Origin of the sequence: Janthinobacterium svalbardense (genome assembly GCF_002327145.1) — a bacterium.
Taxonomy (GTDB): Bacteria; Pseudomonadota; Gammaproteobacteria; order Burkholderiales; family Burkholderiaceae_D; genus Janthinobacterium; species Janthinobacterium tructae.
Window position 1 is genome coordinate 5609372 of the sequence record NZ_CP023422.1, and the last position, 21611, is coordinate 5630982.

General features: G+C 63.2%; 22 protein-coding genes and 2 tRNA genes. 13 read left to right on the forward strand and 11 right to left on the reverse strand.

The features are described from left to right. Positions 1-28 precede the first annotated feature (28 nt). From CNX70_RS24960 to CNX70_RS24985, 6 genes are all read right to left on the reverse strand, one after another. The gene (locus CNX70_RS24960; protein ID WP_096237753.1) at positions 29-241 is read right to left on the reverse strand and encodes a hypothetical protein; all 213 of its coding nucleotides are present in this window, start codon (positions 239-241) and stop codon (positions 29-31) included. 80 nt (positions 242-321) lie between these two features. Next, positions 322-1239, reverse strand: coding sequence for a site-specific tyrosine recombinase XerD (xerD, locus tag CNX70_RS24965; protein WP_208624461.1), 918 nt, complete (start codon positions 1237-1239; stop codon positions 322-324). Beyond that, positions 1236-1736 carry a methylated-DNA--[protein]-cysteine S-methyltransferase gene (locus tag CNX70_RS24970; RefSeq protein WP_096237754.1) on the reverse strand — a complete coding sequence of 167 codons (501 nt, stop codon included), beginning with the start codon at positions 1734-1736 and terminating at the stop codon, positions 1236-1238. Before CNX70_RS24970 ends, xerD begins: the two co-directional genes overlap by 4 nt. Before the next feature lie 425 nt (positions 1737-2161). Next, positions 2162-3442, reverse strand: coding sequence for a TRAP transporter large permease (locus CNX70_RS24975; RefSeq protein WP_096237755.1), 1281 nt, complete (start codon positions 3440-3442; stop codon positions 2162-2164). After that, positions 3439-4011 carry a TRAP transporter small permease gene (locus tag CNX70_RS24980; RefSeq protein ID WP_096237756.1) on the reverse strand — a complete coding sequence of 191 codons (573 nt, stop codon included), beginning with the start codon at positions 4009-4011 and terminating at the stop codon, positions 3439-3441. Before CNX70_RS24980 ends, CNX70_RS24975 begins: the two co-directional genes overlap by 4 nt. 115 nt (positions 4012-4126) lie before the next feature. Continuing rightward, positions 4127-5119, reverse strand: coding sequence for a TRAP transporter substrate-binding protein (locus tag CNX70_RS24985; RefSeq protein ID WP_425269258.1), 993 nt, complete (start codon positions 5117-5119; stop codon positions 4127-4129). A 136-nt stretch (positions 5120-5255) separates the two neighbouring features. Here CNX70_RS24985 and CNX70_RS24990 point away from each other — a divergent pair, with 136 nt between their 5' ends. Next, a complete protein-coding gene (locus CNX70_RS24990) occupies positions 5256-7289 on the forward strand; it encodes a sensor histidine kinase (RefSeq protein ID WP_244198952.1) in 2034 nt (677 codons plus the stop codon). Between the two features lie 18 nt (positions 7290-7307). Then, on the forward strand, positions 7308-7892 hold the full coding sequence (locus CNX70_RS24995; protein WP_071075589.1) for a response regulator transcription factor: 585 nt from the start codon (positions 7308-7310) through the stop codon (positions 7890-7892). Between the two features lie 48 nt (positions 7893-7940). Here CNX70_RS24995 and CNX70_RS25000 read toward each other — a convergent pair whose 3' ends face one another. Together CNX70_RS25000 and CNX70_RS25005 are read right to left on the reverse strand one after the other, a co-directional pair. After that, positions 7941-8768 (reverse strand): siderophore-interacting protein, encoded by an 828-nt coding sequence (locus tag CNX70_RS25000; RefSeq protein ID WP_096237759.1) that lies wholly within the window; start codon positions 8766-8768, stop codon positions 7941-7943. A 22-nt stretch (positions 8769-8790) separates the two neighbouring features. Next, the gene (locus tag CNX70_RS25005; RefSeq protein ID WP_208624462.1) at positions 8791-9297 is read right to left on the reverse strand and encodes a PadR family transcriptional regulator; all 507 of its coding nucleotides are present in this window, start codon (positions 9295-9297) and stop codon (positions 8791-8793) included. Here CNX70_RS25005 and CNX70_RS28740 point away from each other — a divergent pair. Beyond that, positions 9289-9429: a hypothetical protein gene (locus CNX70_RS28740; RefSeq protein ID WP_208624463.1), complete on the forward strand. Its 141-nt coding sequence runs from the start codon at positions 9289-9291 to the stop codon at positions 9427-9429. The genes CNX70_RS25005 and CNX70_RS28740 overlap by 9 nt on opposite strands. A gap of 188 nt (positions 9430-9617) precedes the next feature. Here CNX70_RS28740 and queG read toward each other — a convergent pair whose 3' ends face one another. Beyond that, the gene (queG, locus tag CNX70_RS25010) at positions 9618-10709 is read right to left on the reverse strand and encodes a tRNA epoxyqueuosine(34) reductase QueG (protein WP_096237761.1); all 1092 of its coding nucleotides are present in this window, start codon (positions 10707-10709) and stop codon (positions 9618-9620) included. A gap of 78 nt (positions 10710-10787) precedes the next feature. Here queG and tsaE point away from each other — a divergent pair, with 78 nt between their 5' ends. Genes tsaE through CNX70_RS25025 form a run of 3 tightly spaced genes read left to right on the forward strand, consistent with a single transcriptional unit; the run spans position 10788 to position 13486 of the window. After that, positions 10788-11276 (forward strand): tRNA (adenosine(37)-N6)-threonylcarbamoyltransferase complex ATPase subunit type 1 TsaE, encoded by a 489-nt coding sequence (tsaE, locus tag CNX70_RS25015; RefSeq protein WP_096237762.1) that lies wholly within the window; start codon positions 10788-10790, stop codon positions 11274-11276. Further along, the gene (locus tag CNX70_RS25020) at positions 11240-12637 is read left to right on the forward strand and encodes an N-acetylmuramoyl-L-alanine amidase (protein WP_096237763.1); all 1398 of its coding nucleotides are present in this window, start codon (positions 11240-11242) and stop codon (positions 12635-12637) included. The genes tsaE and CNX70_RS25020 overlap by 37 nt, the downstream gene beginning before the upstream one ends. Positions 12638-12649: 12 nt before the next feature. Then, on the forward strand, positions 12650-13486 hold the full coding sequence (locus CNX70_RS25025; protein ID WP_096237764.1) for a D-hexose-6-phosphate mutarotase: 837 nt from the start codon (positions 12650-12652) through the stop codon (positions 13484-13486). Here the strand turns inward: CNX70_RS25025 and CNX70_RS25030 are convergent. Then, a complete protein-coding gene (locus CNX70_RS25030) occupies positions 13483-14526 on the reverse strand; it encodes a carbonic anhydrase (RefSeq protein WP_167389719.1) in 1044 nt (347 codons plus the stop codon). The two genes, CNX70_RS25025 and CNX70_RS25030, sit on opposite strands and share 4 nt — an antisense overlap. Before the next feature lie 165 nt (positions 14527-14691). After that, positions 14692-15342 carry a VTT domain-containing protein gene (locus tag CNX70_RS25035; protein WP_071075583.1) on the reverse strand — a complete coding sequence of 217 codons (651 nt, stop codon included), beginning with the start codon at positions 15340-15342 and terminating at the stop codon, positions 14692-14694. Positions 15343-15590: 248 nt separating this feature from the next. Between CNX70_RS25035 and CNX70_RS25040 the strand changes: the two genes are divergently transcribed. The 7 genes from CNX70_RS25040 (at position 15591) to CNX70_RS25070 (ending at position 21601) form a co-directional block, all read left to right on the forward strand. Continuing rightward, on the forward strand, positions 15591-16529 hold the full coding sequence (locus CNX70_RS25040) for a peptidylprolyl isomerase (protein WP_096237765.1): 939 nt from the start codon (positions 15591-15593) through the stop codon (positions 16527-16529). Positions 16530-16647: 118 nt separating this feature from the next. Then, on the forward strand, positions 16648-18543 hold the full coding sequence (gene mutL / locus CNX70_RS25045; protein ID WP_096237766.1) for a DNA mismatch repair endonuclease MutL: 1896 nt from the start codon (positions 16648-16650) through the stop codon (positions 18541-18543). Between the two features lie 117 nt (positions 18544-18660). Beyond that, positions 18661-19608 carry a tRNA (adenosine(37)-N6)-dimethylallyltransferase MiaA gene (miaA, locus tag CNX70_RS25050; RefSeq protein WP_096237767.1) on the forward strand — a complete coding sequence of 316 codons (948 nt, stop codon included), beginning with the start codon at positions 18661-18663 and terminating at the stop codon, positions 19606-19608. A gap of 91 nt (positions 19609-19699) precedes the next feature. Beyond that, positions 19700-19776 (forward strand) — tRNA-Met (locus CNX70_RS25055). A gap of 59 nt (positions 19777-19835) precedes the next feature. After that, positions 19836-19912: transfer RNA gene (locus CNX70_RS25060), tRNA-Met, on the forward strand. A 184-nt stretch (positions 19913-20096) separates the two neighbouring features. Continuing rightward, positions 20097-20624, forward strand: coding sequence for a sigma-70 family RNA polymerase sigma factor (locus CNX70_RS25065; protein ID WP_096237768.1), 528 nt, complete (start codon positions 20097-20099; stop codon positions 20622-20624). Beyond that, positions 20621-21601 carry a FecR family protein gene (locus tag CNX70_RS25070; RefSeq protein WP_096237769.1) on the forward strand — a complete coding sequence of 327 codons (981 nt, stop codon included), beginning with the start codon at positions 20621-20623 and terminating at the stop codon, positions 21599-21601. Before CNX70_RS25065 ends, CNX70_RS25070 begins: the two co-directional genes overlap by 4 nt. Positions 21602-21611 lie beyond the last annotated feature (10 nt).

Genomic DNA, 21611 nt, shown 5'->3' on the forward strand with positions numbered 1-21611 from the left:
CGCCGCACCGGTCATCAGGAACGGGCAATTACTGCGGCTGGGCAGGAGCGTCGCCTTCGGCCGCCGCATCTGCGGCGTCATCGGCATCGGCATCGTCTGCATCTGCTTCTTCGCCTTCAGTGCCATCGGCAGCCTTGGGATTGTTTTTCGCTTCCAGCTTGCGCCTGGCTTTTTCCTCGGCTTTCTTCTTCTTTTCCAGCTCTTTTTGCCGTTTTTCGTATTGGAAATTTGTCTTGGCCATTTACTACCTCTTTAGTTTTTAGATGTTACAGATAAGCACATAAGGCACATTATGACGTAATTGGACCAAACACCAAATGTTTAGCCTCGCGGATGATGCTGCGCATGCAGCAGTTTCAGCCGTTCGCGCGCCACATGCGTGTAAATCTGTGTGGTGGAAATATCGGAGTGTCCCAGTAACAATTGCACAACCCGCAAGTCCGCGCCATGGTTCAGCAAATGCGTGGCGAACGCGTGGCGCAGGGTGTGCGGCGACAGCGGCGCCGTGATGCCGGCGTTCAGCGCATGTTTCTTGATGATGACCCAGAACATTTGCCGCGTCATGGCGCCCCCGCGCCGTGTGACGAACAGCGCATCGTCCATCTGGCCATCAAGGATGACGCCGCGCGCCTCCTTCAGGTAGCGCTCGATCCACAGCCGCGCCTGCTCGCCAAACGGCACCAGCCGCGTCTTGCTGCCCTTGCCCGTGATGCGCAGCACGCCATCGTTCAGGCTCAGTTCCACCGATTGCAAGTCCACCAGCTCCGACACGCGCAAACCGCTCGCATACATGAGCTCCAGCATGGTGCGTTCGCGCAGACCCAGCGGCGTGCTGACGTCGGGCGCCGCCAGCAGCGCTTCCACCTGCGCTTCGCTCAGGGTATGCACGAAGCGCGCTGGCTGCTTGGCCGAGACCATCTTCAGGCAGGGATCAGCCGCGATATGCTTGTGCCGCAAGGCCAACTGATAAAAACGCTTGAGCACGGACAGGCGCCGGTTCGACGACGTCGCCTTGCTCTCGTCGTGGCGGGCGGCGAAATACGCTTCGACGTCGGCCGTGGACACCTCGTACAGGCCCTCGCGTCCGGGCCGCGCCACTTCCAGCCAGCGCGCGAACAGACGCATGTCGCGCCGGTAAGCGTCCAGCGAGTTTTTCGACAGGCCGTCTTCCAGCCACAGGCTGTCGCAGAATTCATCGATCAGGGTGGCGTTATCGGGCGCCAGCAGGCTGTTCATCATAAGTAAGCCGCCACGCCTTCATGCGCCAGCAGCCAGCGCTTCACGCCCAGGTGGAATCCCGTGGCGTCGTCGTGATGGGCAAAGCCGCCCAGGCCGCCAGCGGCCGTGACCCGGTGGCAGGGTATGACCACGGGATACCAGTTGGCGCCGCAGGCCTGGCCGACGGCGCGCGGCGCCGAGCCGATCAGACGCGCCACGTCGCCATACGTGCGCACCCGGCCGCGCGGGATGCCCGCAATCGCCGCCCATACGCGTTGCTGGTAGGCGCTGCCCAGCTCGGCCAGCGGCAAGTCAAAGACATGATCGGGGTCGACGAAATAACGCGCCAGCTGCACGCACGCGCGCTCGGAGACGGCATCCTGCGCCGCCTTTTCGGCGAAGTGCGGCGGCAGGTAGACCAGTTCGCGCAACTGGCCGTCCTGCGCGCGTACGCCCATGGCGCCGAACGGCGCGGCCACGATGGCACTGAACAGTTCACTTCCCTGTTGTTTTTTCATCTGCTGATCATTATTCAAGTGTGGCAAATATACAACTTGCAGGCACACCATGGTGCACTCTGACGATTATGCACCGTCTGCGGACAGGTGGGCGAACGTTTCCCGCGCACGAAAAAAAAGCGCACCAGTCGGTGCGCTTCAAATATTGCTTCACGTTCCCGGTCGTTTGGGTCCGCCGGTGCCGGCTTGTGGCGGCAGACAGCGATAACTCAACAACTTCTGTGAAACGTGTGTCTCCTCAATATATCCCCGGTATCAATACCGTTTTTATAGACTACTCCCCCACCAACCTTGTTGCCAATTCTGTATTTCAGCCTTGCTACCAGGGCGTATAAGCAACTACGTGTTTCCCCTTAAGGCTGCCCATCATAGCGCATTTATTCGGCCGGATCGACTTTTTTTGCACCATGACGGGGACAACTGTTTTAGTTGTAAATTAAATTTGGCAGCCACAGCGAGATTTGTGGTACGTAGGTAATCAGCATCAGGAAGGCCAGCATCGTCAGCAGCCACGGCATCACGGCCACGGTCAACTCCGAAATGCCCATCTTGGTAATGCCGGACGCCACGTACAGGTTCAGGCCCACGGGCGGATGGCACATGCCGACCTCCATATTGACCACAATCAAGATGCCGAAGTGCACAGGATCGATGCCCAGCTTCATGGCGACGGGGAACAAAATCGGCGCCATGATCAGCACAATCGACGACGGCTCCATGACGTTACCAGCGATCAACAGCAGCACGTTGACCACCAGCAAGAAGCTGATCACGCCCAGGCCTTTGCCCGTGATCCACTCGGCCATCGCTTGCGGGATGTTTTCACTGGTCATCAGGAACGAGAACAGCACGGCATTCGTGATGATGTACAACAGCATCGCCGACATGGCGGCCGAATCGAGCAAGACCTTGCCCACTTGCTTGATCTTCAAGTCCTTGTAGACGAAGACGGCGATGATGAAGGCGTACACGGCAGCCATGGCGGCCGCTTCCGTCGGCGTGAAGGCGCCCGAGTAGATGCCGCCCATGACGATGACGATCAGCAGCAGGCCCCAGGCGCTTTTCTTGAAGGTGACGAAGCGTTCGCCCCAGCTGGCTTTTTTCATGCGTGGATAGTTGTGCTTGCGCGCCAAAAACCACGTGGTCAGGCCCAGCAGCATGGCCAGCATCATGCCGGGAATCACACCCGCCATGAACAGCTTGCCCACCGAGGTGTTGGTGCTGACCGAATACATCACCATCACGATCGACGGTGGAATCAGGATGCCCAGCGCGCCCGAGGTGGTGATGACGCCGGCGCCAAAACCGCGTGGATAGCCCTGCTTGACCATGGCCGGCAGGATGATGGAGCCGATCGCCACCACGGTGGCGGGGCTGGAGCCGGAAACGGCGGCAAACAGCGCGCACGCCATCACGCCGGCCAGCGCCAGGCCGCCATGCCAGTGGCCCACCATGGAGCTGGCGAAGTTGATCATGCGCCGCGCCACCCCGCCATGCGTGAGGAAGTTACCCGCCAAAATGAAGAACGGAATGGCCATGATCTCGAACTTCTCGATGCCCGTAAAAATCTTCAGGGCCACCGATTCGATGGGTACGCTGGTCATGGTAAACAGGAACGTCAGTACCGTCAGGCCCAGCGAAATGGAAATCGGCATGCCGGTCAGCATCAGCGCCAGCAGCAACACAAAAATAATCAGCGCGTTCATGCCTTGGCTCCTTTTTCTTCCGCCGTCAATTCCTCTTCCAGCCCCTCGACGTGCGAGTGGTCGTGTTTGGGCAAGGTGCCCGTCTTGATGAAATGCACCATCACCTGCAGGAAGCGGAAGCACATCAGGTAGGAACCGAGCGGGACGGCCAGGTAGACCAGCCACATCGGCACTTCCATGTCGGCCGAAGTCTGGTCCGTGTGGCCGATCGACCACACGAAGCTGGCGCCCAAGGTACCGACGATGCCCGTAAACAGGGCGCCGGCACCGAGGCCGAAGACGATGAAGCGGTCGCGCCAGCGCGGGTTCATGCGGTTGATCAAGACGTCAACGCCCACGTGGATGCCCGTACGCACGCCATACGCGGCGCCGAACTTGGCCATCCAGACGAACATGTAGATGCACAGTTCCTGGGCCCAACTGGTATTGATTTGAATCAGGAAGTCTTGCAGGCCGGGAATCGGCAAGCCGGACAGGTAGCGGTGCACGACCGCAACAAAAATGATGAAGGTGGCAGCGCCCATCAAAGACGCGATCAGCCACTCTTCCAGGTGATCCAGAAATTTCATGGTGGACTTTCAAAGAATGCGGGTACGCTGGCACCCGCGCAGGACGCGCAGGTACCGTTGCTACAGAAAGACAGGCTGTGCCTGACAGCCGCGCCAGGTGGCGCGGCCAGCGCGATTACTTCGCGCTTTCCTTGTTGATGGCCGAGATCAGATCCTTGCCGATGCGCCCTTCCATGGCCTTCTGCACGGGCGCCAGGGCCTTGCGCCACTCGGCCTGTTCCTGCACCGTCAAGGTATAGATCTGCGTCTTGCCCGATTTCTTGATGGCCTCGAGGGCCTGGTCGTTGTCACGCTGGGCGATGGCTTTTTCAAACGTGGTCGCTTCGCGCATGGCTTTTTCCAGTTGGCCGCGGATATCGGGCGGCAAGCCATCCCAGAATTTCTTGTTGACGATGACGGCATAGCCCAGGTAACCGTGGTTCGATACGGTCACGTGCTTTTGCACTTCATGCATCTTTTGCGTGTACATATTCGATGGCGGATTTTCCGTGCCGTCGACCACGCCCGTCTGCAGCGCCTGATACACTTCCGAGAAGGCCAGCACCTGCGGATTGGCGCCCAGCGCGCGCATTTGCGCGTCGAGCACCTTGGACGACTGGATGCGCAACTTCAAGCCCTTGAAGTCGGCCGGGTTGTGCAGCGGCTTGTTGGCCGACATCACCTTGAAGCCATTGTCCCAGTAGGCCAGGCCCGTGATACCCTTGGGTTCCAGCTTCTTCAACAGGCTCTTGCCGATTTCGCCTTCGGTGACGTTGTACAGCGCCGTCTTGGTGGGGAAGATGTAAGGCAGGTCGAACGCTTCGAACTCCTTCACGCCCAGCGGGCCGAACTTGGCCAGCGACGGCGCCAGCATCTGCACGGCGCCCAGCTGCAGGGCTTCAAGCTCTTCCTTGTCCTTGTATAGCTGGCTGTTCGGGTACAGTTCGACCTTGACCTTGCCATTCGTGGCTTTTTCGGCCAACTGCTTGAAGCGCTCGGCTGCCTGGCCTTTCGGCGTGTCGGTCGCCACGACGTGGCTGAACTTGATGACGATGGGGGCTTGCGCGTAAGCGTGGACGCCGGCGGTAGCGCCGATGGCTGCGCACAGCGCGACGAACATGGTTTTCATCTGCATTTTTGTCTCCTGAGTGGTTTTTTAAAAAACTTTATTATTTGTCTACTTGGATATTGTGCCAAAGAAACTGTCCCGGCTATTGTGGTTAACCACAATAGCCAGCTCCCGATAAGCCGCTACCCTGCCAGCCATGCCGACTCCCCCCACCCTTGCACGCCGCTTCAAACTATCGAGCCCGATGCGCTGGCTGCTGCCCGTCATCCTGCTGCTGCTGTTCCTCTCCATCCTGTTCTGGCTGCCCTGGCAGGCGCGCCAGATGGAAAGCAACGAGCGCCAGGAGCAGCTGATCGCCGACACCCTGTGGGTGGAGCAAACCATCCGCTTCCAGCTGGCGCGCAACGAGGAAAGCCTGTTCAACCTGGGCGTGGACATCGCCAGCGCCTCGCTGAGCGCGGAAAAAGTGCACGAACGGCTGCAGCAGATGCTGCGCAATGGCCGCGAATTGCAGCGCGTGCTGTGGCTCGACACCCGTGGCAAGGTGCTGGCCAGCAGCGACAACAGCCTGCCGCACGCGCTGGCGTTTTCGCCCGCTTCGCTGACGGCGGCCGACAATGCGCGCCGCCTGCACCGTGGCCAGTACGCCCAGCCTTCGCAGCAAAGCGGTTTTCCCGACGTGCCGCCGGGCGCCATGCTGATGGATTACCACCAGCCCCTGTTCGATGGCCAGCGCTACGTGGGCAGCCTGGTGGCCACCTACCAGATCAGCAGCCTGCTCGATGAAATGGTGCCGTGGTGGTTCGCCCAGGATAACCAGATTTCACTGATCGACCGCGACGACAAGGTGCTGGCGCGGCGCGCCGCCGCCGGCCCCGGTCACGGCGTGTACACGCACAAGCGCGCGCTCGACGTGCCCGGCGCCAGCATCACCCTGTTTACCGACAGCGTGAAAAGCCAGCCCAAGCTGCTGCCCAATTTGCTGGTCGGCTCCGTCATCGCCCTGTCGCTGGGTTTGCTGTGGAGCTTGCTGGCCCTGTGGCGGCATATTTCGCGCCGCCTGGTGGCCGAAGGGGCGCTGCGCCAGCAGATGCTGTTTCGCACGGCGATGGAAAACTCGCTGGTGACGGGCATGCGCGCGCGCGACCTGGAAGGAAGAGTCACGTATGTGAATCCAGCGTTCTGCCAGATCGTCGGCTTTCCGGCCGAGGAAATCCTGGGCCGTTTGCCACCCATGCCCTACTGGGTGCCGGAAGCACTGGAGGAATACCAGCAACGCTTCGTCAAGGCGCTGGCCGGCAATCCCACGCCGCAGTTCGAAACCTATTTCCAGCGCCCCGACGGCACACGCGTGGCCGTGCTGATCTTCGAAGCGCCGCTGGTGGACAAGAACGGCAAGCAGACAGGCTGGATGGGCTCCGTGCTCGACATCTCGGACCGCAAGCGGGTCGAGGAATTGAATCGCCAGCAGCAGGAAAAGCTGCAAACGAGTTCGCGCCTGGCCACCATGGGCGAGCTGGCCTCGATGCTGGCGCATGAACTGAACCAGCCGCTGGCGGCCATTTCCAGCTACACCACGGGCGCGCTGAACCTGATCCGCCGCGCCATCGAGCATGACGCGCCCATCGATCCGAACACCCTGAAGCCAGCACTGGAGCAGGCCGGCGCGCAGGCGCAGCGGGCCGGCCAGATCATCCGCAGCGTGCATGATTTCGTGCGCAAGAGCGAACCGCAGCGCCAGGATATCGCCATCCGCACGCTGATCGACGGCATCCGCGCGCTGATCGACCTGCAGGCACGCAAATACTATGTCACCATCCAGGAAGAGCTGCCGCCGGACCTGCCGCTGCTGCGCGCCGACCCCGTGATGATCGAACAAGTACTGCTGAACCTGACGCGCAACGCCATCGAGGCGATGCAGGACGCGGCGCCCGGACGGCGTATCATGCGCCTGCGGGCCAGCCACGACGCGCAGCAAGGCATGGTGACGGTGGACGTGATCGACCATGGCCACGGCATCCCGCAAGACGTGGCCGAGCGGCTGTTTTCGCCGTTTTTCTCGACCAAGTCCGAAGGCATGGGCATGGGCCTGAACATCTGCCGCACCGCCATTGAATTTCACGGCGGCGCGCTGACCTTCGGCGCCAACCCCGCTGGCGGTACTATCTTTACATTCAGCGTGCCGGCCGCGCCGCGCACCAAGCACCAAGCACTAATCAATAACCAATAACGACGAGCCGGAGACACCATGCTACACATCATCGACGACGAAGAGGTCGTACGCGACTCGCTGTCCTGGCTGGCCGCCTCGCGCAGCATCGACGCGCGCATCTACGCCAGCGCCCAGCAATTCCTCGATAGCCTCGACGGCAACTTCGACGCCGCCGGCGACTGCGTGCTGCTCGACGTGCGCATGCCCGACATGAACGGCATCGCCCTGTTCGACCAGCTGGTCAAGCGCGACCTGACGGCGCGCCTGCCGGTGATTTTCCTCACCGGCCACGGCGACGTGCCGATGGCCGTCGACAGCCTGAAACGGGGCGCCTTCGATTTCTTTGAAAAGCCGTTCAACGACAACGACCTGATGGACCGCGTGCAGCAGGGCCTGGCCAATTCGCGCCAGGCAGGCGAGCTGGCCGCCGTGCACGCGCGCCTGGCCACCCTGTCGATGCGCGAACGCGAAGTGCTGGACCTGATTTTGGCGGGCAAGATGAACAAGGTGGTGGCCGACAAGCTGGGCATCAGCATGCGCACAGTGGAAGTCCACCGCGCGCATATCTTCGACAAAATGCAGGTCAAGACGGCGGTGGAGCTGGCGGGGTTGTTGAAGTGATGCTGCGGGTGATGTCGGATTACGCTGCGTAACCCGACACCACCACCATCACTCATCATGATGCTCATGATGCTCCGCCGCCCCATGCTTCCAGTAACTGGCCACATGCAGATGCTGCTTCGGCACTCCGGCTTCAACAAAATGCCCGCGCAAGCCCTGCACCTGCGCATGCTCGCACGCCACCCACACATAGCCATCGCCCTCGGACGGCAGCGCGATCTGGCGTAAGGCATCAAGCAGCAGCGGACCCTGGCGGCCATTGCGCGCCACCCAGCGCACGTCCAGCTGCGCCGCGCTGTCCAACGCGATCTGTTCGCCGTCTTCGACGATTTCAATCACGGCCATCGCCCGCGCCGTGGCCGGCAACTGCTCCAGGCGGCGGGCAATCGCCGGCAGGGCCGTCTGGTCGCCCACCAGCACATACCAGTCGAAATCAAGCGGCACCAGCATCGAGCCGCGCGGGCCGCCCACGCCCAGGGTCTGGCCGGGTGCGGCTTGCGCCGCCCACAGCGATGCGGGGCCGTCGCCATGCAGCACGAAGTCGATTTCCAGCTCGCGCCGTTCGGTGTCATAACGGCGCGGCGTGTAGTTGCGGGCGATGGGACGCGCGCCTTCCGCGTATTGGATGGGATTCGGGCCATTGCCCAGCACGGGAAACACGGGGCTAGCCTGCCCCGGGGCGGGGAAGAACAGTTTCACGTGATCGTCGTGCGCCGGCGAGACAAAGCCGTCCAGGTCGTCGCCGGCCAGGGTGATGCGGCGCATGTGCGGCGTCAGCTGCTCGGTGCGCACGACGGTGAGCACGCGCAGTTTCAAGTCATGCCGCACGCGCTCGATGGCATGCGGGCGTGGTGTTGCTGGTGATGCGGTAGTCATTGCTTGTCCTTGTAAAGTGGGCTCAGTGGCCATCGACGATGGCGTTCGCCGCCTGTTCCAGCACGGCGGACACGCGCTCGGCTTCCGCCTCGCTCCAGTTGCTCTTGTTCAGCAACAGCGCATGCTTGAGCGTGTGCATGGCCTGGTGCACGCGCTCGGGCAGGGCGTTTTTCGCCTGGACGCGGGCGAACATGTCGAGGCGGGCCAGGATGCCGTCCACCTGGGCGCGGTTCTCGTCGAGATACGCGCGCCCCAGCTCCGTGATCGTGTAGAGCTTCTTGCCGCTGGCGCTTTCGGAGGACGTGACGTGGTCCTGCTCCTCCAGCAAGGTCAAGGTCGGATACACGGCGCCGGGGCTAGGGGCGTAGGCGCCGCCGCAACGCTCTTCGATGGCCTTGATGATTTCATAGCCGTGGCGGGGGCTGATTTCGATCAGCGCCAGCACGATCAGCGGCAGGTCGCCGCGGCCGAAGACGCGCTCGGCCCGTTCGCCGCGCCCGCCCCTGCCACCGGGGCCGCCATGGCCCATGCCGTCGCCGCGCTCGTCAAAGCCGCGTGGGCCTCGGCCGTGCATGAAGTGTTCAGGGTTGTGTTCGTGGCGATGCTCGCCGTGATGGTGGTGCTGATGTTGGCCGCAATGGCCGTGTTCTGCGTGGCGTGAGTTTCTCATGTTTTCTCTTTAAAGATATATCGTTAGTAGGTATCTTCATTTTATAACGATATATCGATAAGTCAAGGAGAGTTTGTCATGTTCGTCTTTTCATCATCGGGTAGCCCACCAGGCCCGACAAAAACCATCGCTGAAAAAAAGTAGGTGAAAAATGCGCAGGCGCTGCGCCTCAAACAGCTCTAGGCGACGCCGTGCAGCGCCAGCGCCCATTCGACGTGTTCGCGCACGATGGCCGACGGGTGCTCGCGGCGCGACAGCAGGGCCGCGACGATGTCGGCCTGGCCCCGGGCCTTGGCGGCCGCGTTGCCCATGCCGACGGCCAGGTTGCGCAGCCAGCGTTCGTGGCCGATGCGGCGGATCGCGCTGCCTTCCATGCGGCGGTTGAACTCCTCTTCCGTCCAGGCGAACAGCTCCACCATGCCCGCGCTGCCCAAGCTGTGGCGCTCGTCGAAATCGGGCACGACGGCACGCTGGGCGAACTTGTTCCACGGGCAGACGGTCTGGCAATCGTCGCAGCCGTACACCTTGTTGCCGATCAAGGGGCGCATCTCGACGGGAATGGCGCCCTTCAATTCGATGGTGAGGTAGGAAATGCAGCGGCGCGCGTCGAGCTGGTACGGCCCCAGGATGGCCTGCGTCGGGCACACCGTGATGCACGCCGAGCACTGGCCGCAGCGCGGAGTCTCCGGCGGATCGACGGGCAGCGGCACGTCGATGAGGATCTCGCCCAGGAAAAAGAAGGAACCGCCCTGGCGGTTGATCAGCAAGGTGTGCTTGCCGCGCCAGCCCAAGCCGCCCTTTTGCGCCAGCTCGACTTCCATCACGGGCGCCGAATCGCTGAAGACGCGGTAGCCGAAGTCGCCGATCTCGCCCTTGATGCGCTCAGCCAGCTGCTGCAGGCGCGAACGCATCACCTTGTGATAGTCGCGGCCCCGCGCATACACGGAAATGACGGCCGCCGACGGATCGGCGTCGCGCGCCGCCTCGTGCGTGCGCCAGTCGGGCCCCAGTGCCGGCGGCAGATAATTCATGCGCGCGCTGATGGCGCGCACCGTGCCCGGCACCAGTTCGGCCGGGCGCGCGCGCTTCATGCCGTGGCTGGCCATGTAATCCATTTCGCCGTGATACCCTGCATCGAGCCAGGCTTGCAAGGGCGCTTCCATGTGCGACAGGTCCACGTCGGCGATGCGCACCTCGGCAAAACCCAGCTCGCGCCCCCATTCTTTGATGGTGCGCGCCAGGACGGCGAGATCGGTGACGGTGGCGGACATAGGGGACTTTACGGAAAACGGCAGGCGCGCGGGCGGTTACAATGACAGCAGCCTCCATTTTATGCGATACCGAAGATCATGACCGAACACTTCAAAGCCCACCTCCACGATGAAGCCGGCACCGCCGCGCTGGGCGCCGCACTGGCGCGCGCACTGGCGCCCGGCCTGGCGATCTACCTGCACGGCGACCTGGGTGCCGGCAAGACAGCCCTCACGCGCGCCCTGCTGCACGCGGCCGGCCATGCAGGCCACGTGAAAAGCCCCACCTACACCTTGTCCGAACCGTACACGGTGCGGCTCGATGGCGAGAGCGTCAACGTCATCCACTTCGACCTGTACCGCATGGGCAGTGCCGAGGAATTTCTCGATGCCGGTTTTCGCGAAGACTTCGACGGCCGCAATATCTGCATCGTCGAATGGCCGGAGAAAGCCGAACCGGTGCTGCCGCCGGCCGACCTGAATATTTATTTGAACGTTGCGGGGTCAGGACGTGATGTAGAATTGCAAGCGTCTTCTGAATTGGGTCTGTCATGCCTTCACCGTCTCAAATTCGCCCCAAACCTTTGATCTCCTCGCCCATCACCCGGCGCACGGTACTCAAGGCCGGCGGCACCCTGCTGTTGTCCGTGTTCGCGCCCATGTCGGCGATGGCGGCGCAAATTCTCGCCGTGCGCGTCTGGCCGGCCGAGGACTACACGCGCGTCACCCTGGAAAACGACAGCATCCTGAAGGCGACCCACTTCATCGTCAAGGACCCGGAACGGCTGGTGGTCGACATCGAAGGACTCGAGCTCAATCCCACCTTGAAGGGCCTGGTGGCGAAGATCCAGTCGAACGACCCGTACATCAAGCAGGTGCGCGTGGGCCAGAACCGGCCCAACGTGGTGCGCCTGGTGTTCGACCTGAAAGAGGAAGTCACGCCGCAGCTGTTTACCCTGCCGCCGGCCGGCTCCTACAACCACCGTTTGATTTTCGATCTGTATCCCGTGCACGAGCCGGACCTGATCGCGCAGATGATCGAAAAGGGCGACTGGTCGAGCGATCCCGCCAAGCCACCGATGGCCGGCACGCATACGCCGCCGCCCGCGCTGCCCCTGCCCGACAGCGGCAAGCCGCCCGTGGCCATCGCGCCGCCGGTGGCGACCATCGTGCCGCCCGTGCCCGATATCCGCCCGGAACAGCGCCCCGAAGCGCGCCCGCTGCCGGGCCAGAAGGTGATGCGCATGATTACCATCGCGCTCGACCCCGGCCACGGCGGTGAAGACCCGGGCGCCATGGGCAGCCGCGGCAGCCGCGAAAAAGACGTGGTACTGGCCATCGCCAAGCGCCTGAAAACCAAGCTGGAACTGCAGCCCAACATGCGCGTCATGCTCACGCGCGATGCCGATTTCTTTGTCCCGCTGGGCATGCGCGTGGAAAAGGCGCGCAAGGTGCAGGCCGACCTGTTCGTCTCGATCCACGCCGACGCGTTCATCCAGCCGACGGCGCGCGGCTCCTCCGTCTTCGTGCTGTCCGAAAAGGGCGCTACCTCAACGGCTGCGCGCTGGCTGGCCAACAAGGAAAACCAGGCCGACCTGATCGGCGGCGTCAACGTGAAAAACCACGACAAGCAGCTGGCCAGCGTGCTGCTCGACCTGTCGACGACGGCACAGATCAACGACAGCATGAAGCTGGGCAAGGCCGTGCTGCGCGAAATCGGCGGCATCAACCGCCTGCACAAGGGCTCCGTCGAACAGGCCGGCTTCGCCGTGCTGAAAGCGCCGGATATCCCCTCCATCCTGATCGAAACGGCTTTCATCTCGAATCCGGAAGAAGAAGCCAAGCTGACCGACAACGGTTACCAGGACCAGATGGCCGACGCCATCGTCACGGGCATCAAGAATTACTTTGCCAAGAATCCGCCGCTGGCGAAAAGCCGTCTGACCTGATTGGACACCCGCATGAACAAGAGTACTTTTGGCGAATTGCCGGCCGTGACCATCCGCGCCGCCGATGGCGCGCAGGCCACCGTCACACTGTATGGCGGCCATCTGTTCGCGTGGCAGACCAGCGATGGCCAGGAGCGCCTGTTCTGCAGCCGCGACTCCGCCCTCGATGGCAGCCGCGCCATCCGTGGCGGCGTACCCGTGATCTTCCCCCAGTTCGGCGCGCGCGGCACGGGCATGCGCCACGGCTTCGCGCGCGTGGCGACCTGGCAGCTGGAATCGACGGGCGACGCCGATGGCGCCGCATGGGCGCAATTCATCCTGCACCACACGGACCTGCCGGACGCAATCGCCGCCACCTGGCCCTGGGCCTTCACCCTGCGCCTGCGCGTGGCAGTGCAAGGCCAATCACTGGAGCTGAACCTGTCCGTGCACAACACGGGCGAGCAGGCATTCCCGTTCTCGGCCGCCCTGCACAGTTATTTTGCGATCGATCAATTGAGCGAGGCGCGCATTGGCGGCCTGCAGCGCGTGCGCTATTCGGACGAGACGCCGCAAGATGCCTTGCAGGCGGAAGAGCTGCTGCAATTCGCGGACAAGCTGGACCGCATCTACTACCAGCTGCCAGGCGCCTTGCACCTGCAGTCTGGCAGCCACACCCTGCGCCTGGAGCAGCAGGGTTTTACGGATGCCGTCGTGTGGAACCCGGGCGCGCAAGACGCAGCCGCCCTGCCCGACCTGGCCGACGACGAATACCAGCGCTTCATCTGCATCGAGCCGGCGCTGATCCAGCCCGACCTGCTGGCCGCCGGCGCCGAATGGAGCGGCCGCCAGCACCTCGCATTTATTTAATTGGACTCTTTGATGATGCGTCCATTGCCCGGCTGGACTGGGCGCGCATTCAAGGGATACAAGCGGCTGAACAGCGCCATCTGCGCCGGCGACGCCTGCACCGGCTGCTTCATCACCAGCCACAACACGCCCTCGCTGCACGGCGGCTCCGTCATCGATCCCATATACGTGTAGTAATCGCGCCGCGCCGGCAGCATTTCGGCCGGATCGAGCAGGATGGTCGGCTGCATGGTCTCGAATTTTTCCAGCGGCAGGTTATTCCACACGGTCTGGATGGTCGCTTGCGGCGCGCCGCGTTCCAGCAGCAGGGCCAGCACGGCCAGCCGGCCTTCCGCATCGCGGTGCACCAGGTGCACCACCATTTCAAACGCCTTGCCATTGATGCGCTCTTCGGACGGGCGGTGGAAATGGAATTGCTGCAGCTCGAACATGCGGTTCTGCACCGTGATGTAATTGCCGCCACTCACGCCCACCTGCACCGTGTGGCCATTGTCGAGCACATTGAACGATGACGGGTGGTAGTCAAAGCTGATCTGCTCGAGTTCCACTTTCATGCCATCGCGGATATCGATCGGCGACTGGCGGCTGCCATTGCTGCACTTGGCCCAGTCGACATTGATCTTGCTCCAGTTGGCCGGGCCACTGTCGCCCTCGTACGACCAGTGCGTGCCGCGCGCCACGGGCGGTGGTGGCGGTGGTGCCGCTTTCACCACTGCGGCGCGCTTGGCGCGGGCGGCGGCGCGGGCCGCCTGGGTGGCGCGCATTTCCGCCAGGCGCGCCGCGATACGTTCGGACAGGTCGACTTCGGCCGCTTCTTCCTTCTCGCGCGCCGTGGGCGCGACGACGACAGGCGCCTTGACCTCCTTCTTGCCCTCCTTGCCCTTCACCGATTCGGTCAGGGTTTTCATGGCGGCCGCGCGCGCCGACGCCGACATGGGCGCGGATGTGCTGGCGCTCGCCGCAGCGGGGGCATCTTTGGCGCTTGCCATGGCCGCCATCGCGGCAAGGCTGCAAGCTAACAGGGCGCTCAAATGTCGCATGGAAATCCAGAAAGTGAGAACACCCTCTGGTTTACGGCTGGAAAGCAACAAAACTTGAATCAGCGGGGGAGTAAAACAGAAATGCGCAGAAATGCGCAGAAGAAAGCTAATCCAGGGCCAGCTGCGGACGGCGCCGCAGCGTGCTTGCCCTGGATCGACGCAGCGTCAAGCCGACTTGCCGACCATGCGCTTGTAGAGTTTCCACATGCCGCCCAGTACCACCGGCACCACGGCGGCGCCGACACCGATCAGCACGATCAAGGTCAGGTGATCGCGGATCCATGGGATATTGCCGAAGAAGTAGCCCGCCGTCACCAGACCGACCACCCATAACAGGGCGCCCGTCACGTTGTACATCTGGAAGCGCGCATGCGTCATGTCGGAAATGCCGGCCACGAACGGCGCGAAGGTGCGCACCACCGGCACGAAACGGGCCAGGATGATGGTCTTGCCGCCATGCTTTTCAAAGAATTCATGCGTGCGGCGCATGGCATCCTTGTTAATCCAGCGGTAATCGTGGGTAAACACCCTTTGCCCGATGGCCTCGCCTATCCAGTAATTGAGCGTGTTGCCCGTGACGGCAGCCGTCACCAGCAAGGCAATCAGCAAGCCCAGGTGCATCTGTCCCGTCGCGCAAAACGCGCCGGCGATAAATAGTAAGGTATCCCCAGGGAAAAAGAACAGCACCACGAGGCCTGTCTCGCAAAAAATAATGGCAAACAGCACTGCATACACGAGGGTACCGTACTGCTCGATCAAGAGACCCAGCGTCTTGTCGACATGCACGATCATGTCGAGGAATTGCACAAAATCCATATATTTTTCCCTAAAGGTAGCGGCGGAATCATACACCACCCGGCCAGCGCAACGGCAGTCCCCGGCCCGATATTTCAGGATTAATTATGCGGCGCCCTTGCGCGTGTGGCAATTTAAGTAAAGGTTAAGGAATTGCCGCCTCGGCAGGCCACTATCAGTATTGCTATCTGCAATGTTTTTCCAACGAAATATTGCCATTCCGGTATACACTTTCTGACCGGTGCAACCCGCGCCGACCAGGAGAGAATATGTATCTGCATTCACTGAGTGGCCTGAGCATGGCCAGCGTGCTGGGCCTTGCCCAGTTGTCCGCCCACGCGGCGCCTGTCCAGATCAAGGCGCCCGCCGAACTGCCCGCCAAAGCGACCTTGGCCGACGTGATCAAGGCCTCGAAACCGTCCGACTGGCGTGCGCTGGATCCGGACAACACCCTGTACATGGACATTCCCTCAGGCCGCGTGGTGATCGAACTGGCGCCCGGCTTCGCGCCAAAGCACGTGGCCAACATCAAGGCCCTGGTCGCCGAACAGTATTACGACGGCCTGGCCATCACGCGCGCGCAGGACAACTGGGTGGCGCAGTGGGGCGATCCGAACGAGAAAAATCCCAAGCCGATCCAGCACGCGCAGCGCACCCTGCCCGGCGAATTTACGGTACCTTTGAAAAACATCAAGAGCTTCACGCGCCTGCCGGACCTTGACGGCTATGCGCCGCAAGTGGGCCATTCCAACGGTTTCCCGTCCGCGCGCGATCCGAAAACCGGCACGGCCTGGCTCACGCATTGCTACGCCACCGTGGGCGTGGGCCGCGACAGTGCCAGCGACAGCGGCGGCGGCACCGAGCTGTACGCCGTCATCGGCCAGTCGCCGCGCCACCTGGACCGCGACATCACGGTCGTCGGCAGAGTCGTCTCCGGCATGCCATTGCTGTCGACCCTGCCGCGCGGCACGGCGCCCATGGGTTTTTATGACAGCCCCGAGAAAAACGTGCCGATCAAGGCCATCCGCCTGGCCGCCAGCATGCCGCCAGAGCAGCGCGCGAACCTGGAAGTGATGCGTACCGACAGCGCCGCCTACCAGGCCGTGCTGGAAGCCCAGCGTCACCGCGGCGGCCCGTGGAGCAAGGTCACGGCCGGCCACGTCGACCTGTGCAATGCGCCGATACCGGTGCGCGAGGCGGGGAAATAACACACCCCGAAGGGCAAATTCCGGGGTCGTACCCTCAGGGTACGACCCCAGTCTTCGTTTTGGGTTTCAGGCATCAGCACAGCAGCGCCTCCCCTTGCGAACCCGTTATAATCAGGGCATGAACGCTCCCATCACGCCCCACCGCCCGATCCAGGCCCTGCCTGACCAGTTGATTTCGCAAATCGCCGCTGGCGAGGTGGTCGAGCGGCCATCGGCCGTGGTCAAGGAATTGCTGGAAAACGCGCTCGATTCGGGGGCCACGCAAATCACCGTGCGCCTGGAAGAAGGGGGCGTGAAACGCATCGCCATTACCGACAACGGGCGCGGCATCGATAAAGATCAGTTGCCGCTGGCCCTGGCGCGCCACGCCACGTCGAAGATCGCCTCCCTGCACGACCTGGAAAACGTGGGCACCCTGGGCTTCCGGGGCGAGGCGCTGGCCTCGATCGCCTCGGTAGCCGCCGTCACCGTGACCTCGCGCACGGCGGACGCGGCCCATGCATGGGAAATCGTCGGCTCGCACAATGGCAGCGTCGCGCCGTCGTCGGGCGCACACGGCACCACGGTCGATGTGCAAGACCTGTATTTCAACACGCCCGCGCGGCGCAAGTTCCTCAAATCGGAGCAGACGGAATACGGCCACTGCGCCGAAGTCGTACGCCGCATCGCGTTGGCGCGACCGGACGTGTCGTTCTCGCTGTCGCACAACGGGCGCACCATCGACCAGTGGAATATCAGCGAACTGGCCAAGCGCAGCGCCCACATCCTGGGCAATGACTTCGCCGAGGCGCGCCTGGCGCTGGACGAATCGGCCGGCACCCTGCGCATACACGGCTTTGCCGGCTTGCCGACGGCCTCCAAGGCGCGCGCCGATGGCCAGTTCTTTTATGTCAATGGCCGCTTCGTGCGCGACAAGCTGCTGGTGCATGCCGTGCGCATGGCCTACCAGGACGTGCTGCATGGCGACCGCTTCCCATCCTATGTGCTGGCGCTCGACCTCGACCCGGCCCTGGTCGACGTCAACGTGCACCCGTCGAAGATCGAAGTGCGCTTCCGCGACAGCCGCTCCGTGCACCAATTCGTCTTCCACGCGGTGCAGCGCGCGCTGGCGCAAACCTCGGCCACGGCGTTTGGCAGCGTGCCGGCGCCCCTGCCGGCAGCGTCGACCCTGGGCGGCGGCGATGCGAGCCCTGGCGCGGGCATCTGGCGCCGCGAGCAGACGCAGACTTCGTTCGGCGCGCAATTCACGAATACCTTCGCGCCAGCGGCACCCGGCGCGGCCCGCCCCTTCTTTGCCGACGCGCCAGGCGTGGGGCAAGACACGGCGGCCTATGGCGCCCTGTTCGGCGGCGCCGCCAGTTCGCCGATCACGCAGGTGGAACCGTACATCGCCTCGGCCGAAGCGATGGCGCGCGAAGAATATCCGCTGGGCTTTGCCCTGGCCCAGTTGCACGGCATTTATATATTGGCGCAAAACACCAAGGGCCTGGTGCTGGTCGACATGCATGCCGCGCATGAGCGCATCCTGTACGAGCAGCTGAAGAACGCGCTGCAGGCGCAAGTGTCGGGCCAGGACATGCAGGTGCAATCCTTGCTGATCCCCGTGACGTTCTACGCGGACGCGATCGAGGTGTCGACGGCAAATGAAAACCAGGACACCTTGAAAGCGCTGGGCTTCGACATCGCCGCCCTGTCGCCCACGACGCTGGCCGTGCGCTCCGTGCCGACCCTGCTGAAAAACGCCGACGCGCAAACGCTGGCGCGCGACGTGCTGCGCGACGTGCGCGAATACGGCGGCTCGCGCGTGCTGATCGAGCGTCAGAACGAATTGCTGGGCACCCTGGCCTGCCACACGGCCGTGCGCGCCAACCGCATTCTGTCGGTGCAGGAAATGAATGCCCTGCTGCGCCAGATGGAGAGCACGGAACGCGCCGACCAGTGCAACCATGGCCGGCCCACCTGGGTGCAGGTCGAAATTAACGCGCTCGATAAACTGTTCCTGCGCGGGCAATAAAAATCCGGGGTCAGACCCGCCGGGGGGATGCGGCCCAATGGGGCGTATCCCGATCTTGAAGAGACTGACCCCAGCCTTTGCCTTGGGGTTCCCATCGCAAGTACATCAAAAAGTATCATGAAAAACACTCAACACCTCCCCCTGGCCGTCGCCATCATGGGTCCCACGGCCAGCGGCAAGACGGCCAGTGCGCTGGCCATCGCACAAGCCATCCCGTCCGAGATCATTTCCGTCGATTCCGCCCTCGTCTACCGGGGCATGGATATCGGCACGGCCAAGCCGTCGCAAGAAGAACTGGCCCAGGTCCCACATCATTTGATCGACATCATCGACCCGCTCGATGCGTATTCCGTGGCGCAGTTCCGCAACGATACGCTGCGCCTGGTGAGCGAAATCTGCGCGCGCGGCAAACTGCCGCTGCTGGTCGGCGGCACCATGCTGTATTTCAAAGGCCTGGCCGATGGCCTCGACGACTTGCCCGGCGCCGATCCCGTACTGCGAGCCCAACTGGAAGAAGACGCGGCCGCCATCGGCTGGCCCGCCATGCATGCGCGCCTGGCGCAGCAAGACCCCATCACGGCCGCACGCCTGGCGCCGCAGGACGCGCAGCGCATCGGCCGCGCGCTGGAAATCATCGCCCTTTCCGGCCAGCCCATGTCGGCCCTGCTGGCCCGGCGCGAAAAGACCGTGCTGCCTTTTCAATTGCAATCGTTCGCGCTGGAACCGTCGGACCGCGCCGTGCTGCATGCGCGCATCGCCACGCGCTTCGACCTCATGCTGAAAGACGATGCCCTGCTCGATGAAGTGGAGCAGCTGCGCCGGCGCGGCGACCTGCATCCGGGCTTGCCCTCGATGCGCTGCGTGGGCTACCGCCAGACCTGGGAGTACCTCGATGGCCGCATCGACCGCGCCACCTTGCGCGAGACGGGCATCATCGCCACGCGCCAGCTAGCCAAGCGCCAGCTGACCTGGTTACGCGCGATGCCGGAACGCAGCGTCATCGATTGCCTGGGCGCTGATCCAGCCGCGTCCATGCTGGCGCAGATCCAAGCGTTGCTGAAATAGTCACGTCAACAATCCAACACGAAAAAACCGCACATTTTTTTGCACCAGCATTGACAAGGAAATGGGAAGACTGGATAATGCTCGGCTGTTGGGTGATATAGCTCAGTTGGTTAGAGCACAGCATTCATAATGCTGGGGTCGGTGGTTCAAGTCCACCTATCACCACCAAAGAACATCGATCAGGTTTACCCTGATCAAAACCAGCATCCGGTCTGACCGGTCTGTTTGGTGATATAGCTCAGTTGGTTAGAGCACAGCATTCATAATGCTGGGGTCGGTGGTTCAAGTCCACCTATCACCACCAAGAATTTGCAGTATGAAGAACCCGTCCCTGCCCCGTGCAGCGGCGGGTTTTTTCATTTCCGGCACCGCCGCGCATGCGGCCTGCGCGCAACACCTGCCCCATCCGCAAGCAATCGGGGATTGTGGCAAGCCGCCACTGGCGCTTACAATGAGAATAATTCTCATTCATAGCTTTAACTAACCTTATGTCCATCGCCCAGCCCAGCCTGCAACAGCAAGTGCAGTCGCTCTACAGCGAGCATCACGGCTGGCTGCTCGGCTGGCTGCGCAAAAAACTCAGCTGCCCGCATGGCGCGGCCGATGTGGCGCAAGATACGTTTGTGCGCATCATCGCCTCGCGCGACGCCCTGTTCGGCATGCGCGAGCCGCGCGCTTATCTGTCCACCACGGCGAAGCGCTTGCTGCTCGACCGCGCGCGCCGTCAACTACTCGAACGCAGCTACCTGGCGGAACTGGCCCTGCTGGCCGACAGCCTGCCCGGCGCGCCCTCGCCGGACGAGATCCTGATGGCCGTACAAGCGCTCGAACAGATCGCCACGGCGCTGGCCAGCGTATCGGCCAGGGCACGCGACGCCTTTTTGCTGCACTACCTGGAAGAGCAATCGCAGGCCGCCGTGGCCGCGCAACTGAACGTCTCCACGCGCATGGTGCAAAAATACCTGGTGCAAGCCTTGCTGGCCTGCCGCCACGCCTGCCCGGCCATGGCGGCATGAATCGCCCCCGCACCGATGTGGCAGCCGAGCAGGCCGCACGGTGGATCGTGCGCCTCAGCGCCGACGACCCGGCCGAGCGCGACACCGCACAGGCCGGCTTCGCCGCGTGGAAGGCGGCCGACCCGCTGCACGCGACAGCTGCCGCCGGTATGGAAAACCTGCTGCGGCAATTGAGCGCCGTGCGTGAGCCGGCCGGCGGCGACCATCGGCCCGCGCGCGCCGCCCTGGCCGCCATCGCGCCAAAGCGTCCCCGCCAGCTGGCCGCCGCCAGCGCCGTGGCCGTGCTGCTGCTGACCGGTGCGCTGCTCATCGGCGAGCGCCCCGCCTACCTGCTGGCCGACCTGCGCAGCCCCACCGGGCAATGGTCCACGCATACCCTGGCCGATGGCAGCCGCCTCACCCTGGCCGGCGGCAGCGCCGTCAACGTGCGTTTCAACGCGGGCGAGCGGCATGTGGAGCTGGTGCGTGGCGACATCCTCGTCGACGTGGCCAAGGATGCGCGGCGCCCCTTCATCGTCGACAGCAAGCAGGCGGCGATCCGCGCGCTGGGCACGCGTTTTACCGTACGCAGCGAAGACGGCGCCACCATCCTGAGCATGCTGGAATCCAAAGTGCTGGCGCAGGTGCCGCAACATCCGGCCGTCGTGGTGCAGGCGGGCCAGCGCACGCGCATCACGGATGATGGCGTCGGACCGCTAACAAGCATCGATGCGGCCAGCGTGCAGGACGCGTGGCGCGCGCGCCAGCTGGTGGTCGACGACTTGCCGCTGGCCGAGGTGCTCGACGAGCTGGCCCGTCACCGCCCCGGCCAGCTGCATTACGACCACGCGCAGATCGCGGGCATCCGCGTGGCCGCCGTGCTGCCGCTGGACGACACGGACAAGGCGCTGCAGCTACTCATCGACAATTTTCCGCAGTTACGCATCCGCATGCTGACGCGCTATCTGGTGATGGTCGACGCTCCGGCCAAAAAATAATGCGCATTAT